At 66.7% G+C, this 14,860-nt stretch carries 14 protein-coding genes; 8 read left to right on the top strand and 6 right to left on the bottom strand.

The features are described from left to right. Positions 1 to 28: 28 nt before the first annotated feature. Complete coding sequence (gene rlmKL, locus ACZK3W_RS07655) at positions 29 to 2,167, bottom strand: bifunctional 23S rRNA (guanine(2069)-N(7))-methyltransferase RlmK/23S rRNA (guanine(2445)-N(2))-methyltransferase RlmL (protein WP_293798848.1); 2,139 nt, start codon at positions 2,165 to 2,167, stop codon at positions 29 to 31. A 145-nt stretch (positions 2,168 to 2,312) separates the two neighbouring features. Beyond that, a complete protein-coding gene (locus ACZK3W_RS07650) occupies positions 2,313 to 2,840 on the bottom strand; it encodes an alpha/beta hydrolase (protein ID WP_014036558.1) in 528 nt (175 codons plus the stop codon). 72 nt (positions 2,841 to 2,912) lie between these two features. On the opposite strand from ACZK3W_RS07650, the gene ACZK3W_RS07645 reads away from it, so the two are divergent. Beyond that, positions 2,913 to 3,479 carry an N-acetylmuramoyl-L-alanine amidase gene (locus tag ACZK3W_RS07645; protein WP_125893473.1) on the top strand — a complete coding sequence of 189 codons (567 nt, stop codon included), beginning with the start codon at positions 2,913 to 2,915 and terminating at the stop codon, positions 3,477 to 3,479. A gap of 433 nt (positions 3,480 to 3,912) precedes the next feature. Here the strand turns inward: ACZK3W_RS07645 and ACZK3W_RS07640 are convergent, their stop codons facing one another. The 3 genes from ACZK3W_RS07640 to ACZK3W_RS07630 all read right to left on the bottom strand — a co-directional run bounded on the left by ACZK3W_RS07640 (position 3,913) and on the right by ACZK3W_RS07630 (position 6,453). Further along, on the bottom strand, positions 3,913 to 4,815 hold the full coding sequence (locus ACZK3W_RS07640; protein WP_125893471.1) for a sulfurtransferase: 903 nt from the start codon (positions 4,813 to 4,815) through the stop codon (positions 3,913 to 3,915). After that, positions 4,812 to 5,615, bottom strand: a complete 804-nt coding sequence (locus ACZK3W_RS07635; RefSeq protein WP_032127895.1) for a CoA pyrophosphatase — start codon at positions 5,613 to 5,615, stop codon at positions 4,812 to 4,814. Before ACZK3W_RS07635 ends, ACZK3W_RS07640 begins: the two co-directional genes overlap by 4 nt. A gap of 136 nt (positions 5,616 to 5,751) precedes the next feature. Next, positions 5,752 to 6,453 carry an FKBP-type peptidyl-prolyl cis-trans isomerase N-terminal domain-containing protein gene (locus ACZK3W_RS07630; RefSeq protein WP_032127896.1) on the bottom strand — a complete coding sequence of 234 codons (702 nt, stop codon included), beginning with the start codon at positions 6,451 to 6,453 and terminating at the stop codon, positions 5,752 to 5,754. Between the two features lie 167 nt (positions 6,454 to 6,620). On the opposite strand from ACZK3W_RS07630, the gene ACZK3W_RS07625 reads away from it, so the two are divergent. From ACZK3W_RS07625 to nth, 3 genes are read left to right on the top strand one after another with little or no spacing between them, the layout of a single operon-like run. Continuing rightward, the gene (locus ACZK3W_RS07625; protein WP_032127897.1) at positions 6,621 to 7,403 is read left to right on the top strand and encodes an enoyl-CoA hydratase/isomerase family protein; all 783 of its coding nucleotides are present in this window, start codon (positions 6,621 to 6,623) and stop codon (positions 7,401 to 7,403) included. A gap of 4 nt (positions 7,404 to 7,407) precedes the next feature. Continuing rightward, the gene (locus ACZK3W_RS07620; protein ID WP_049399879.1) at positions 7,408 to 7,761 is read left to right on the top strand and encodes a hypothetical protein; all 354 of its coding nucleotides are present in this window, start codon (positions 7,408 to 7,410) and stop codon (positions 7,759 to 7,761) included. Then, positions 7,761 to 8,453: an endonuclease III gene (nth, locus tag ACZK3W_RS07615; RefSeq protein ID WP_049463598.1), complete on the top strand. Its 693-nt coding sequence runs from the start codon at positions 7,761 to 7,763 to the stop codon at positions 8,451 to 8,453. Before ACZK3W_RS07620 ends, nth begins: the two co-directional genes overlap by 1 nt. An 81-nt stretch (positions 8,454 to 8,534) precedes the next feature. Here nth and ACZK3W_RS07610 read toward each other — a convergent pair whose 3' ends face one another. Next, positions 8,535 to 9,767: a porin gene (locus tag ACZK3W_RS07610; RefSeq protein WP_032127900.1), complete on the bottom strand. Its 1,233-nt coding sequence runs from the start codon at positions 9,765 to 9,767 to the stop codon at positions 8,535 to 8,537. 552 nt (positions 9,768 to 10,319) lie between these two features. Here ACZK3W_RS07610 and pstS (ACZK3W_RS07605) point away from each other — a divergent pair. The 4 genes from pstS (ACZK3W_RS07605) (at position 10,320) to pstA (ending at position 14,850) form a co-directional block, all read left to right on the top strand. Further along, positions 10,320 to 11,336, top strand: coding sequence for a phosphate ABC transporter substrate-binding protein PstS (pstS, locus tag ACZK3W_RS07605; RefSeq protein ID WP_049463600.1), 1,017 nt, complete (start codon positions 10,320 to 10,322; stop codon positions 11,334 to 11,336). 511 nt (positions 11,337 to 11,847) lie between these two features. Beyond that, positions 11,848 to 12,936, top strand: a complete 1,089-nt coding sequence (gene pstS / locus ACZK3W_RS07600; protein ID WP_049399479.1) for a phosphate ABC transporter substrate-binding protein PstS — start codon at positions 11,848 to 11,850, stop codon at positions 12,934 to 12,936. Positions 12,937 to 13,018: 82 nt separating this feature from the next. Then, positions 13,019 to 13,987 carry a phosphate ABC transporter permease subunit PstC gene (gene pstC, locus ACZK3W_RS07595; protein WP_008267250.1) on the top strand — a complete coding sequence of 323 codons (969 nt, stop codon included), beginning with the start codon at positions 13,019 to 13,021 and terminating at the stop codon, positions 13,985 to 13,987. Beyond that, positions 13,987 to 14,850 (top strand): phosphate ABC transporter permease PstA, encoded by an 864-nt coding sequence (pstA, locus tag ACZK3W_RS07590; protein ID WP_032127902.1) that lies wholly within the window; start codon positions 13,987 to 13,989, stop codon positions 14,848 to 14,850. Before pstC ends, pstA begins: the two co-directional genes overlap by 1 nt. The last annotated feature ends 10 nt before the right edge of the window (positions 14,851 to 14,860 follow it).

The following is a 14,860-nucleotide window of genomic DNA, read 5'->3' as shown; positions in this document are numbered from 1 at the left end:
TGCCGGCCAGCGGCCGGCATTACCGGACTTACCCCAACCGCTTCAGTTCCCACGCGCGGTGGATGCGCGCGTTGCGCTCGAAATCCGGGCCGATGGTGCGTGCGGTGATCTCGCGGCACTGGGCAAATTCGGCGATGGCGTTCTCTTCCAGCTTGAAGCGGCGGAAGTTGTTGGAGAAGTACAGCACGCCGCCCGGTGCCAGCCGCGCAACCGCCGCGCGCAGCAGCTTCAACTGCTCGCGCTGCACGTCGAAGTCGTCGGCACGTGCGGAGTTGGAGAACGTCGGCGGATCGCAGAAGATCACGTCGTACTGGCCACGGTCGCCTTCCAACCACGCCATCGCATCGGCCTGCACCAGCAGGTGCTGGTTGCCGCCCTGCCCGTTCAACGCCAGGTTGTCGTAGCACCACTGCAGGTAAGTGGCCGACAGGTCGACGCTGGTAGTGCTGGCCGCACCGGCCACCGCGGCCTGCACGCTGGCCACACCGGTGTAGCAGAACAGGTTGAGGAAACGCTTGCCACGCACCTGCTCGGCCATCATCCGGCGCAGCGGGCGGTGGTCGAGGAACAGGCCGGTATCGAGGTAGTCGAACAGGTTCACCTGCAGCAGCGCGTTGTTCTCGCGCACTACGATGAATTCGTCGCGCTGCTCGAAGCGGCCGTACTTGCTGCCGCCCTTGCCGCGCTCGCGCGACTTCATCGAAACCTGCTCCGGCGGCACGCCGAACACTTCACGCGCGGCGGCCAGCAGTTCGTTGCGGCGGCGGCGCACGTCGTTCTCCGGAATCGCCGCCGGTGCGGCGTATTCCTGCACGTGCAGGAAGGTACGGCGCTTGCCACCGTCTTCCTCGTAGACATCGATGGCCGCCGCGTATTCCGGCAGGTCGGCGTCGTAGGCGCGGAAGCAGGTGATGTCCTCGCGGGCACGCCAGCTCTTGAACTTCTTCAGGTTCTTGCGCAGGCGGTTGGCCACCATCTGCGCACCTTCGCTCAGCTCGCGCGGCTGCGCCGGGTCACGGCCCGGCACGGCGATCGGGTCGCAGACGATCAGCGCGCATTCCAGCGCACCGTTGAACATCTGGTACTTCTTGCCCGCACGCAGGCCGGTGGCAAAGGCCAGTTCGTCGTTGCCGCACAGCAGGCTGGCGCGCCACTGCGGCACCGCCTTCTGCAGGGCATTGCCCAGTGCGCGGTACAGCGCCGGGTCGGCGGCCAGGCGTTCGTCATACGGCGGGTTGCAGACCACCGCACCGATCTCCTGCTCCGGCGCGGCCAGGTCGGCCACATCGGCGCGGGTGAAGCGGATCGCGTGGGCGACGCCCGCGACCTCGGCATTCTCGCGTGCCGCCTGGATCGCGGTCGGGTCGATGTCGCTGCCGTGGATGACCGGCTTCAGCGCGGCCAGGCCAGCCGCTTCGCGGTCACGCGCCTCGCTCTGGATGCTCTTCCAGGTCGCCTTGTCGAAGCCCAGCCAGCGGCTCGGCGGCAGGCTGCCGTGGCGCATCAGGCCGGGCGCGACGTCGGCGGCCATCAGCGCGCCCTCGATCAGCAGCGTGCCGCTGCCGCACATCGGGTCCAGCAGGCCGCCACCGGCGGCGTGCAGCCGCGGCCACTGCGCGCGCAGCAGCAGCGCGGCGGCCAGATTTTCCTTCAGCGGTGCCTCGTGAGCGGCGCCGCGCCAGCCACGGCGATGCAACGGGCCGCCGCCGAGGTCGATCGACAGCGAGGCACGGCCTTTGCGCAGTGACAGGTTGACGCGCACATCCGGCAGGTCGGTGTTGACCGACGGGCGCTCCAGACCTTCATCACGCATGCGGTCGACGATGGCGTCCTTGATCCGCTGCGCGGCAAAGCGGGCATGGGTGATCTTGTCGCCCGACACGTGCGCGTCCACCGCCAGGGTCATCTCCGGCTTGAGGTGCTCGTGCCACGGCAGCGCACGCACGCCGTCATACAGGGCCTGCTCGTCCGGGCACTCGAATTCGTCGATCGGCCACAGCACGCGACTGGCCAGGCGTGACCACATCACGATCCGCAGCGCCTGCTCCAGTTCGCCCTCGGCGTTGACGCCGGCAATGGTGGCAGTGGCCTTGCCAAGGCCCAGGGCCGACAGTTCATCGGCAAGCAGGTATTCCAGGCCCTTGGCGCAGGAGACGAAGAATTTCACAGGATCGGTTCGCAGGTGGTCGGGCGCGGCACTGGGGCCGGGCCAGTCGGAAAGGAGGGCCGTAGGCACGGCCGGCAAGCCCGCGCCGGGGGCGGCGGGGCTGCCATTGTAGTCAATGCGGGCGGGCGCGCCGTGCGCCCGGGCTTCACAGTTGCCGCAGCAGGCGCTCGAAGGCCTGCGCGGAGGCCTCCACGTGGTGCTCCAGGCGGTGGCCGTCGTCGACCAGCAGCAGCTGCGCGGAGCGCGCCTGGGCCCAGGCGATCACTCCAGCGGCCGGCACCACGTCGTCATGCCAGGCCTGGACCACGGTGGTCGGCACGGCGGCGGCGTCCAGCGCCGGCATCGGGCCCATCGTGGTCGGCGGCACCATCAGGAACAGGCCGGCGACCGGGACCTGCAACGAGGCGATGGCGGAGATGTAGGCGCCCAGGCTGGAACCGGCCAGCACCACCGGACCCTGCCGGGCGGCGATGGCGGTGCGTTCAACCAGGCGGCGCAGGCGGGTCGGCACGTCACCTACGCGGCTGACCTCGCTCATCGCGTCCAGGTCTGTATAGTCCGGGCGCTCATGAGTCCAGCCCAGGCGCTGCGCCACGTCGGCCAGCGCGGTGACCTTGGTCGCCTCCGGGCCGCTCTCGAAGCCATGGGACAGGATGCAGTGGCCGCGGCTCATGCGCGTGCTCCGTGGGCGCGGGCCAACGAGGAAAGGGAAGGCAGGTTCATGCCGCAATGCTAGCATCGCCGGATGCCCAACCCGCTCCTGCCCGGCCTGCAACTGCAGCCCCTGCCCTACGAAGACCGTCTGCCACTGCGCGACCCGGCCACGCTGGAGATGGTGGTGATCCACTGCACCGAGCTGCCCGACCTGGCGATGGCCCGCGAGTACGGTGAGCGTGTGCTGTACGACAGCGGTGCCGGCAACAGCGGCCACTTCTACATCGACCGCGATGGCAGCGTGGTGCAGTACGTGGCGCCGGAGCGCGTGGCGCATCACGTGCGCGGCATGAACGCGCATACGCTGGGCATCGAGCTGGTCAACACCGGGCGCTACCCGCACTGGTTCGACAGCCGCCAACAGGCGATGGACGAGCCCTACACCGAGGCACAGCTGCAGGCGCTGGAAGGCCTGCTGCAGGCGCTGGTGGCGCACTATCCGTCGCTGCGGCGGATTGCCGGGCATGACCAGCTGGACCTGGACCAGGTGCCGGCCAGCGACGATGCGACGCTGACGGTGGCACGCAAGCGTGATCCGGGGCCGTTGTTCCCGTGGGCGCGGATCCTGGCGAAGGTGCCGTTGCAGCCGGTTGGGTGAGGGTTTGCAGGGCTGCGCCCTGCACCTGCAGAAGCCTAAGCCAGAGCAACAGCAGAAGCTGACTTCCTGAGGGGAGGCGAGGTAGGTCCGGTTGCGGGGGGCGCTGCAAGTCCCCCTCCGGGGCCCGGCCCAGCCGCTGGCGGCTGGGCGTTCGGGCGCTTGCGAAGCAGTGCTTCGCAAGCAGAGCGCCCTCACCCATGTAAGCTCGGTCGCGCCATCCATGGCGCTCACGCCCCCGCAACCGGACCCACCCCGCCTTCGACAGATTCCCGCTGCTGTTGGTGGGTGCCGACCGTTGGTCGGCACGGGATCGAATCGATCGGAGGGTGCCTTTGTAGAGTCGAGCCACGCTCGACTGCTCTTTGCGTGCGAATCGGGCACGAGGGGGGTCAGAGCCGTTTTCCGTTGGAAAACGGATCCGCCCCCGCGCGCCTCAGGCGCCGGTCGCCACCGGGCGGCTGCTGTCGCTGACCCAGCCGCTCCAGGAATCGGCGTAGATGCGTGCGCCGGACAGACCGGCCGCTTCCATCGCCAGCAACAGGTGGCAGGCGGTCACGCCGGAGCCGCACATCAGCACCACTTGCTGCGGATCACGGTTGCCGATCACGCCCTGCAGTTCGGCGCGCAGTTCCTGTGCATCACGCAGGCGGCCGTCGGCGACGTTCAACGCAAACGGACGGTTGACCGCGCCCGGCACGTGGCCGGCGACCGGGTCCAGCGGCTCCACTTCGCCGCGGAAGCGCTCGCCTGCGCGTGCGTCGACCAACCAGCCCGGCGCGTGCTTCAGGCGTGCGCTGATTTCCTCGGCATTGGCGATCTGAGTGGTGTCGAAACGGCCTGGGTAAGCCGGCAGCGCGGTCACCTCATCCTGCCCCGTCGCCAAGGGATGCCCTGCGCCCTGCCATGCGGCGATACCACCATCAAGCACGGCCACCTTGCTGTGCCCGATCAGGCGCAGCAGCCACCACAGGCGCGAGGCGGCCATGCTGCCATCGCTGCCGTCGTAGACCACCACCTGGGTGTCGGGACCGATGCCCCACTGGCCGAGCTTCGCGGCGAAGGCATCGCTGTCCGGCAGCGGGTGACGGCCGTGGCCGCTGCGGGTCAGATCCGACAGGTCCCGATTGAGGTCGGCATACACCGCGCCCGGAACATGCCCCGCCAGATACTGGCCGTTACCCGCCTGCGGATCGGCCAGCGAGGAACGTGCATCGACCACGCGTACGGCGGTACTGGCGGTGGCACGTGCGTCGACCACACGCACACCTTCGCCCAACACTGCGGCCAGGGTGGTGACATCGACCAGGGTGGTCCACGGCGGATCGATCGGCTTCATTGCACTTGCTCCAGTCGGCGACGCAGGTTGTAGAGGATGGCGGCGGTGGCGCCCCAGATGCGCTGGCCGGGCCAGCCATATTCGAGGACGTGGCGGACGCGGCCGCGATGATTGATTTCGACCTGGTGCAGGTTGTCGGCTGCCATCAGGTAATCGAGCGGCACTTCAAACACTTCGGCCACTTCACTGGGCTGTGGCACCGGCACGAAATCCGGATCGACCACGGCCACCACCGGCGTGACCCGGTAGCCGGTGATCGTCACGAAGGGATCGAGATAGCCCAGCGCCTGCACCTGGCCGGGCGCCAATGCGATTTCCTCCTGGCTCTCGCGCAGTGCAGCGGCCAACGCATCGCGGTCATCGGGTTCGGTGCGGCCACCGGGGAAACCGACCTGGCCACCATGGGTACGCAGGGTTTCGGTGCGACGGGTGAGAATGACCTGTGCGCCGTTGGCGCGTGGCACGATGCCGGCCAGTACGGCGGCTTCCACCGGGGGCCCGGGCGGCAGCAGATCGATCAGTTCACTGCGGTTCCAGCCGTCGCCGGCCGGCGGCTCGGCCAGTGGATGCAGCGCGCGCATCAGGCGCTCGTGATCAGCCAGCGAGCCGCGCAGTGATTGCTGCAGCTGTTCACGCAGAGGTTGCACGCGATGCAGGATGCGGCTGCGTTCCTCGTTGCTCATCGACGACCACCGCGCGATCTCATCGATATGCCGCCCGCAGCCGGTGCATTGCCGGTGCGGATCCAGCGTGCACACTCCGATGCAGGGACTTGCGACAACACGCGCCGTTTTTTCCATTGTTTGCACCCGGCAACAGTAGCGCGATCGGGCTGAATTTGCGCGGGGTCAATATGCAGTGCACGGCAGCGTCGCGCTCCGCGCAAACAAAAACGCGCCGGTGGGATCACCGGCGCGTTTCGTTTACCGCTTCGATTTACTTGACGCTGACCAGCTTGATCTCGAACTGCACAGCCACGTTCGGCGGGAACGGGGTGCGCGGGTCGGCACCGTAGGCCTGGTCCGGCGGCAGGGTGACTTCCCACTTCGAGCCAGCCGGCATCTGCAGCAGGGTCTCGCGCATGGCCTTCATTTCGACTTCGCTGACCTTGATCGACGGAATCTGCTGGGCCGGGCGGGCTTCGGTCGGGCGCTGGCCGTACGGGAACGGACCGGCCACTTCCAGCTGCACGGTGCTGGCCTGGGTCGGCTTGGCGCCCTTGCCGGCTTCGATCACGCGGTACTGGACGCCGCTCGGCAGGGACTGCACGCCGGCCTTGGCCTTGTTCGCCGCGATGAACTGATCGCTCTTGGTCTTGTTTTCGGCAGCAGCCTTTTCGTACTCGGCCTTGGCAGCCTGGGCACGGCCCTGCTCGCGCTTCTGGAACGCTTCAACGGCCGGCTTCAGCTGGTCGGCGGTGATCGCCGGCTGCTTCTTGGCGTAGGCGTCCTGCAGACCCTTCACCACCGAGTTGATGTCCAGCTGCTCACCACGACCGGTCAGCTCCGCCAGGTTGTTGCCGTAGTCGTAACCGAAGTAGTAGCTCAGCTTGCCCTTTTCGGACGAGACGTCCTGGGCGAAGGCATTGCCCGTCAGGGCCAGGGCCGCGACGGCGACCGCGATAGAACGCAACTTCATCAAACAGTTCTCCAGGGGTGGTAACTCAGGGACGTTCTGCGCCGCCCTGAGGCGACGGGTTAGGATAACGGGCACAACGTGTAACCGCTACTCACGATGCAGGCTAAGACCCGTCTGCGTTGGCGGAGTTCAATCTCACTTTTTTTTAACGTTTCAGGAGTTTCCCCGTGGCCGATGCCCTGATCGCTGTCGCCGACGACGGCGCCATCCGCACCGTGACCGTCCAGCGCCCGGACAAGCTCAACGCCTTGAATGCCGCGACCCTGCAGGCGCTGACCGAGGCGTTCAGCGCTGCCGCCGCCGACCCGGACGTGCGCGTGGTGGTGCTGACCGGTGCCGGTCCGAAGGCTTTCGTGGCCGGGGCCGACATCGCCGAGATGAACACACTCAGTGCGGTTCAGGGACGTGATTTCTCCCTGCTCGGCCAGGCCCTGATGCGCCAGATCGAGCGCATGCCCAAGCCGGTGATCGCACGCGTGAACGGCTTCGCCCTGGGCGGCGGGCTGGAGCTGGCCATGGCCTGCCACCTGCGCATCGCTGCCGATACGGCCAAGGTCGGGCAGCCGGAGATCAATCTCGGCCTGATTCCCGGCTTCGGCGGCAGCCAGCGCCTGCTGCGCCTGTGCGGCCGCGCCGCCACCCTGGAGCTGTGCCTGCTGGGTGCACCGATCAACGCCGCGCGTGCGCTGGAACTGGGCATCGTCAACGAGGTGGTGCCCGCCGATGCGCTGGACAACCGTGTACAGGACATCGCGCGCCAGCTGGCACGCTCGGCCCCGCTGGCCCTGCGTGGCCTGCTCGACGCGGTACACGTGGGTGGCGAATGCAGCCTGGAGGCTGGGCTGGAGTACGAAAGCGCGCAGTTCGGCCTGCTGTTCGCCACCGAAGACATGCGCGAAGGCACCAGCGCCTTCCTGCAGCGCCGCCCGCCGGCCTTCCAGAACCGCTGACGCCATGGCATCCCGACCCAACCCCGCGCAGCTGTTCGCCCGGGTCCAGGCAGACGATCTCGATGGCGCCCTGCAGGCCGGTCTCATGGACTACGTTGCCCGTGCCGGCGACGAACAGCTGCTGCCCGGCCACCCGGACCTTCCACGACGCCTGCAGCAGGCCCAGCAGCAGCTGCACGCTGCCTGGGCCGCACGCGAACGCTACCGTGCCCGTGCCGTGCGCCTGGCGCGCCGCGAGGCCGAACGCGATGCGCGACGCACGCCAGCCCCGGCGCCGGACGTGAAGCCCGCCCTGCCCCCGGCCGCCGCCGCGATTCTCGCCCGGGCCAAGGCCCGCGCCACCGGCAAGGAGCAGTAATGGCCGCTGCGAAGAAGACCCCGCGCGCGCCGGCGCGACGCGGTGGCAGCATGCCGCGCGCCGACGTGGTGGAGATGTTCACCCGCCTGCGCGAACTCAATCCGCACCCGAAGACCGAACTGGAGTACAGCTCACCGTTCGAACTGCTGGTGGCGGTCGCGCTGTCGGCGCAGGCCACCGACGTGGGCGTCAACAAGGCCACGCGCCGCCTGTTCCCGGTGGCCAATACCCCGGCAAAGATCCTCGCGCTTGGCGAGGACGGGCTGAAGCAGTACATCGCCACCATCGGTCTGTTCAACGCCAAGGCGAAGAACGTGATCGCCACCTGCGCGATCCTGCTGGAGAAGCACGGCGGTGAAGTGCCGCGCGATCGCGATGAACTGGAAGCGCTGCCGGGCGTGGGCCGCAAGACCGCCAACGTGGTGCTCAACACTGCGTTCGGTGAGCCGGTGATGGCGGTGGACACGCATATCTTCCGCGTCTCCAACCGCACCGGCCTGGCCCCGGGCAAGAACGTGCGCGAAGTGGAAGACAAACTGGTGAAGGTGATTCCGGCCGAGTTCCTGCTCGACGCGCATCACTGGCTGATCCTGCACGGACGTTATGTGTGCAAGGCGCGCAAGCCGGATTGCCCGGGCTGCGTGATCGCCGACCTGTGCCGGTTCAAGGAAAAGACCACGGCCGAGGCGTGAACGCGTTCGTGGTGTGACAAAACAAGGACGGCGGGCACAGGGCCCGCCGTCTTTGCTTGTAGACAAGAGTGCTTCAGGACATCAGAACGACAGGTCGCCCCAGACGCCGAACTCCTTGGTCTTGTCGTTCTTCTTGTCGCTGGCGTTGGCCAGGTGCGTGTACTTGTACACGGTCGACAGCTTGAGGTTCTTCATGACCGGGAACTCGACGCCGACGTTCCAGTACTTGTCGCTCAGGGTCGGGTCCAGCGTCTTGCTGACGTCGGTGTCATCGTAACGACCGAACACGTTGATGCCGCCGTCGGTGACGCGCACGCTGCCCCACACCGACCAGCCGCTGGTCTTGTCGGTGGCAACGGTCATCACGTTGTTGAGGTTCTTGGCCTGGAAGTACTCGCCACCGACGCGGAAGTCGCTGCTGGCGTAGGCCACCATCGCGTTGGCGCGGGTGTAGGTGTTCTCGGCGCTCTGGATGTCGGTTTCCTTGCCCAGCTTGCCACTGTAGCCACCGACGGCAACCACGAAGTTCTCGTTCGGGGTATAGGCCGCGCGGCCTTCCACGTCCATGCCCTTGCTGCGGGTCGGGTTCTTGTAACCGGCGCCGGACACGACCGAGACCGCGTAGTTGAAGTTGTTGCCCAGGTTGCCGAAGCCATGCAGACCCCAGTCGGACGAGTTGCCGTACTTCAGGCGATCGGTCAGGGTGTTCTCGACATAACGCATGCCGTAGAACTTCTCGACGTACGGAATCCACGGCATGTCGGCGGCACCGACGCGCAGATTGAAGGCCGGGTCGAAGCTACCCTGCACGTAGGCCTTCTTGACGAACAGTTCGGTGTTGCCGATGGCCGAGCTGTACTGGAAGTCGGTGGTCAGGTTGGCCGACCAGATGTCGTTGAACTTGTGGTCGACGGTCAGGTAGAAGCGCTTGACGTCCAGACCGGTGCCGCTGGCGGCGGTGTCCTTGCCGTTGCTGGTCTTGTCGATGTTGGTCAGGTCGAAGAACATGCGACCGCCGATCTTGTTGTCATTGACCAGCTTGGCCAGCTTGTCGACGCTGGTCTGGGTCTTCTGCGCACCTTCCAGAGCCTGGGCCTGGGTGATGTTCACTTCGGACTGCGCGTCAGATTGTGCCTGCAGCGCCTGCGAATCGTTCTGCAACTGCTGGACCTGGGCCTGCAGGGCAGCGATCTGCGCCTGCAGCTGCTGCAGCTGTGCCTGGGATACGCCCGTGCTGGCGGGAGCTGCGAAGGCGTCGGCGGAAACCAGACCGAGGCTTGCAACGACCGCGGCGGCGAGCAAATGGGAACGCATTTTGGATTTCTCCAGAGGGTTGGAATGGCTTGGGCAGAACGCCACGCCGGCTGGCCGGTCAAGCGTTTTGCGAACATTCCGTTAAAACCATGACAGCCGAATGACAACCTGAGCACCAACCACAGATTTCTTCGTGCGGTCATGCGTACGACTCATTTGCCGCCACATGCTTGTCGATCCCTTGCGGCATATGGCGTCACGTATCAGCGTCCCGGCCCGGGCCGACCGCCGCGCAGCGCTCAACTGCATTGGTGGTTTCGTGTGGATGACGCGGCATCACTGCGGAATGCCAGGCCGGGATGGCATTGACGACCACACCGGGCAGTCCATCAGCGACATATAGAACGTGATCGCAACCGGGCCACGGCCGTCTCCGGCGCATGGTCATCACGTTGCCCGCAGCACTCAGAACCTTCACGCCCCTGGCTGTGCGGGCGCCGGGCAGCGCTGTAACGGTTGCGTCATACAACGGTCCCTGCGCTGTCATCGAACCGTTATGGAATGTGCGCCGGGCGGGTAACCCCGCATCCCAATCAACCCAGGAGCCACCCCGTGATCCACGCCTTCAAGTCGCGCGTTGCCGTTGCCGTCTTCGCAGCGTCGTCCGTGTTCGCCGCCAACGCCGCTGAAATCACCGGCGCGGGCGCCTCGTTCATCTACCCGGTGATGTCGAAGTGGTCGGCCGACTACAACGCCGCCACCAGCAACAAGGTCAACTACCAGTCGATCGGTTCCGGCGGTGGTATCGCCCAGATCAAGGCCAAGACCGTTGATTTCGGCTCCTCCGATGCTCCGCTGAAGCCGGAAGAACTGGCTGCTGCGGGCCTGGCCCAGTTCCCGTCGGTGATCGGCGGCGTGGTGCCGGTGGTCAACGTTGCCGGCATCGCCCCGGGCGCGCTGAAGCTGGACGGCACCGTGCTGGCCAACATCTTCCTGGGCAAGATCAAGACCTGGAACGACCCGGCCATCGCCGCACTGAACCCGGGCGTGACCCTGCCGAGCGCCAAGATCACCGTCGTGCACCGTTCGGATGGCTCGGGCACCACCTTCAACTTCGTCAACTACCTGTCCAAGGTCAGCCCGGAGTGGAAGAGCTCGGTCGGTGAAGGCACCTCGGTCCAGTGGCCGGCCGGCATCGGTGGCAAGGGCAACGAAGGCGTTGCCGCTTACGTGAAGCAGATCAAGGGCGGCATCGGCTACGTCGAACTGTCCTACGCGCTGCAGAACAAGCTGTCGTACACCGCGATGAAGAATGCCGCCGGCCGCTTCGTGCAGCCGAGCGACGCCTCGTTCGCCGCCGCTGCTGCCAGCGCCGACTGGGCCAGCGCCAAGGACTTCTACCTGGTGATGACCAATGCCCCGGGCGCCGAGTCCTGGCCGATCACCGCCACCAACTTCATCCTGGTGCACAAGAAGCCGAAGAACCCTGCCAACGGCAAGGCCACCCAGGAGTTCTTCCGCTGGGTCTACAAGAGCGGCGATGCCCAGGCCCGCCAGCTGGACTACGTGCCGCTGCCGGACAGCCTGGTCCGCCAGATCGAGACCTACTGGTCGCAGAACCTGAAGTAAGCAAGCGCGTTCCCCCGCAGGAACGGGATCGGCGGGTCCTCTCTCCCCCACCGATCCCACCCCGGGCGCGAGATCCTCGAGATCTCGCGCTCTTCTTGTTTTTGGGGGTTGGACGTGAAGAGCGCTGCGCTTCCAATCTACTGGCCGGAGCCGACGCAGGGCCCAGCCCGGGACACGCCGTAAACCCGTCCATGGGGGCTCGATCGCGCCATCCATGGCGCGAACGGTCCCGGGCTGGGCCCTGCGCCGACTCTGGACAGTTCATCGGGGGCGCGGTGGGGTCATGAAAGGCAGGAGCAAAGGCAAGAGCGTTTGTAGAGCCCCGGCCGTCATATCGGTGCGCAGATCCGGGGTCTCCGGGGGTCTCCCGGACCGTGGCCAACCCCGTGAAACCCTTGCCAGAACGTGATCCAGGACACCCCTGTCATGGTCGTAATACGGCTGTAACAAAAACATCATTTCATAGCCGCATCCGCCGACGACGTCGGCTCTTCCCCGCTATGGAGTGACCATGAAACTGCACTCGGCCGGCCTTGCCGCCCTTTCCCTGGCCATCGCCCTGGGCCTGTCGGCCTGCGGTGGCGACAAGCAGGCCGCGCAGCAGCCGGCTGCCGACGGTGCCGCCGCCCCGGCCGCTGCCGGTGCCAAGGTGACCGCCGAAGTGTCCGGCGCGGGCGCGTCCTTCATCTTCCCGCTGGTCTCCAAGTGGTCGGCTGACTACAACGCCAGCACCGGTGCCAAGATCAACTACCAGTCGATCGGCTCCGGTGGCGGTATCGCCCAGATCAAGGCCGGCACCGTCGACTTCGGTTCCTCCGACAAGCCGCTGAGCAGCGAAGAGCTGGCCCAGGCCGGCCTGGCCCAGTTCCCGTCCGCCATCGGCGGCGTGGTGCCGGTGGTCAACATCGAAGGCCTGGAAACCGGCAAGCTGCGCCTGAGCGGCGCCCTGCTGGCCGACATCTTCCTGGGCAAGGTCAAGACCTGGAACGACCCGGCCATCGTCGCCGCCAACCCGGGCGTGAAGCTGCCGGACGGCAAGATCACCCTGGTCCACCGTTCGGATGGTTCGGGCACCACCTTCAACTTCTCCAACTACCTGTCCAAGGTCAGCCCGGAGTGGAAGAGCAAGGTCGGCGAAGGCACCTCGGTGCAGTGGCCGGACGGCGTCGGTGGCAAGGGCAATGAAGGCGTCGCTTCCTACGTGAAGCAGATCAAGGGCTCGATCGGCTACGTCGAATTGGCCTACGCGCTGCAGAACGGCATGCCGTACACCGCCATGCAGAATGCGGCCGGCAACTGGGTCGAACCGAGCGCGGAAACCTTCGCCGCTGCGGCTGCCAGCGCCGACTGGGCCAGCGCCAAGGACTTCAACCTGGTCATCACCAACGCCCCGGGCGAGCAGGCGTGGCCGATCACCGCCACCAACTTCATGCTGATGCAGAAGCAGCCGAAGGACGCCAAGCGCAACCAGGACACCCTGGCCTTCTTCAAGTGGGCCTTCGAGAACGGCCAGGCCCAGGCCAACGAGCTGCACTACGTGCCGCTGCCGGCCGAACTGGTCAAGCAGATCGAGGCCTACTGGGCGACCGACCTGAAGTGATGGACACGACGGTGCCCGCCCCGCGCGGGCACCGCTTCTTCCACGCCGTGCCGCCCCGCCCCTTCCTGGCCCTGCCGTCCCCATGAATGCCATCGCCCAGCCTGTAGCCGCCCCGTCCACGCGTGATGCGCGTGATGCCCGCAACGACAAACTGTTCCGATGGGTGCTGGTCGGCACCGTCATCTTCGTCCTGATCGCGCTGGCCTGCGCCGCGCTGTCGATGCTGTGGGGCGGCCGCCATGCCCTGCAGATGCAGGGCCTGAGCTTCTTCTTCTCCGCCGACTGGAATCCGGTCGAAAACAAGTTCGGCGCCCTCGCCCCGATCTACGGCACCCTGGTCACCGCACTCATCGCGATGGTCATCGCCGTGCCGGTCAGCTTCGGCATCGCCTTCTTCCTCACCGAAGTCGCGCCGCGCTGGCTGCGTGGCCCGGTCGGTACCGCCATCGAACTGCTGGCCGGCATTCCCTCGATCATCTACGGCATGTGGGGCCTGTTCGTGCTGGTGCCGGTGATGACCGAGTACGTCACCCCGTTCCTCAACGAGACGCTGGGCGAATGGCCGATCATCGGCCCGATGTTCCAGGGTCCGCCGCTGGGCATCGGCATGCTCACCGCCGGTTTCGTGCTGGCCATCATGGTCATTCCGTTCATCTCCTCGGTGATGCGCGAAGTGTTCCTGACCGTGCCGACCCGCCTGAAGGAATCGGCCTACGCGCTGGGCTCCACCAAGTGGGAAGTGAGCTGGGACATCGTCCTGCCCTACACCCGCTCGGCAGTGATCGGCGGCATCTTCCTCGGCCTCGGCCGCGCCCTCGGCGAGACGATGGCAGTGGCCTTCGTGATCGGCAACAGCGTGCGTCTGTCACCGTCGCTGCTGGAACCGGGCACCACCATCGCCGCGCTGATCGCCAACGATTTCGGCGAAGCCACTGAAACCTACCGCTCGGCCCTGCTGCTGCTCGGCTTCGTCCTCTTCATCGTCACCTTCGTGGTGCTGGCCATCGCCCGCCTGATGCTGATGCGCCTGTCCCGCAAGGAGGGCAACTGATGTCCACCACCGCTGATTCGCTGTACCTGCGCCGTCGCATCGGCAACGTCGTTGCGATCACCGCCTCCTGCGCCACCGCCCTGTTCGGCCTGTTCTTCCTGGGCTGGATCCTGTTCACCCTGGCCTCCAAGGGCCTGGCCGGCATCAACTGGGATCTGTTCACCAAGATGACGCCGCCGCCGATGCAGGAAGGCGGTCTCGCCAACGCCTTCTTCGGCAGTGCGGTGATGTGTGCGCTGGCGATCGGCATCGGCACCCCGCTGGGCGTGCTGGCCGGCACCTGGCTGGCCGAGTACGGCAACGCCCGCAAGGCCGGCACCGTGGTCCGCTTCGTCAACGACATCCTGCTGTCGGCCCCATCCATCGTGCTTGGCCTGTTCGTCTACACGCTGTACGTGATGCAGACCGGCGGCAACTTCTCGGCGTTCGCCGGTGCCCTGTCGCTGGCCTTCATCGTGCTGCCGGTGGTGGTGCGCACCACCGACGAGATGCTGCGCCTGGTGCCCTCGCAGATGCGTGAGGCAGCCCTGTCGCTGGGTATCCCGCAGTGGAAGGTGATCGTGCAGGTGCTGTACCGCAGTGCGTCGGCCGGCATCATCACCGGCATCCTGCTGGCGCTGGCCCGCATCTCCGGCGAGACCGCACCGCTGCTGTTCACTGCCTTCGGCAACCAGTACTGGAACAACAACATCTTCCAGCCGATGGCCTCGGTGCCGGTGGTGATGAACCAGTTCGCCGGCAGCCCGTATGAATCCTGGCAGGTGCTGGCCTGGGCCGGTGCCCTGGTGCTGACTGTCTTCGTGTTGCTGGTCAGCCTTGCCGCCCGCGGCATCCTGCTGCGCAACCGTATCTCCCATGACTGACCTTTCCGTG

The sequence above is a fragment of the Stenotrophomonas sp. 80084_Sma genome (assembly GCF_056481995.1).
The sequence above is the reverse complement of the archived record's forward strand: the minus strand, read 5'-3'. Positions and strand labels throughout refer to the sequence as shown.

Bases quoted from the DNA above. Each gene is read 5' to 3' on its own strand.
- ACZK3W_RS07650 (WP_014036558.1), bottom strand. From the start codon at position 2,840: ATGAGCCGCGGCCACTGCATCCTGTCCCATGGCTTCGAGAGCGGCCCG.
- ACZK3W_RS07645 (WP_125893473.1), top strand. From the start codon at position 2,913: ATGCCCAACCCGCTCCTGCCCGGCCTGCAACTGCAGCCCCTGCCCTAC.
- ACZK3W_RS07640 (WP_125893471.1), bottom strand. From the start codon at position 4,815: ATGAAGCCGATCGATCCGCCGTGGACCACCCTGGTCGATGTCACCACC.
- ACZK3W_RS07635 (WP_032127895.1), bottom strand. From the start codon at position 5,615: ATGGAAAAAACGGCGCGTGTTGTCGCAAGTCCCTGCATCGGAGTGTGC.
- ACZK3W_RS07630 (WP_032127896.1), bottom strand. From the start codon at position 6,453: ATGAAGTTGCGTTCTATCGCGGTCGCCGTCGCGGCCCTGGCCCTGACG.
- ACZK3W_RS07620 (WP_049399879.1), top strand. From the start codon at position 7,408: ATGGCATCCCGACCCAACCCCGCGCAGCTGTTCGCCCGGGTCCAGGCA.
- nth (WP_049463598.1), top strand. From the start codon at position 7,761: ATGGCCGCTGCGAAGAAGACCCCGCGCGCGCCGGCGCGACGCGGTGGC.
- ACZK3W_RS07610 (WP_032127900.1), bottom strand. From the start codon at position 9,767: ATGCGTTCCCATTTGCTCGCCGCCGCGGTCGTTGCAAGCCTCGGTCTG.
- pstS (WP_049399479.1), top strand. From the start codon at position 11,848: ATGAAACTGCACTCGGCCGGCCTTGCCGCCCTTTCCCTGGCCATCGCC.
- pstC (WP_008267250.1), top strand. From the start codon at position 13,019: ATGAATGCCATCGCCCAGCCTGTAGCCGCCCCGTCCACGCGTGATGCG.
- pstA (WP_032127902.1), top strand. From the start codon at position 13,987: ATGTCCACCACCGCTGATTCGCTGTACCTGCGCCGTCGCATCGGCAAC.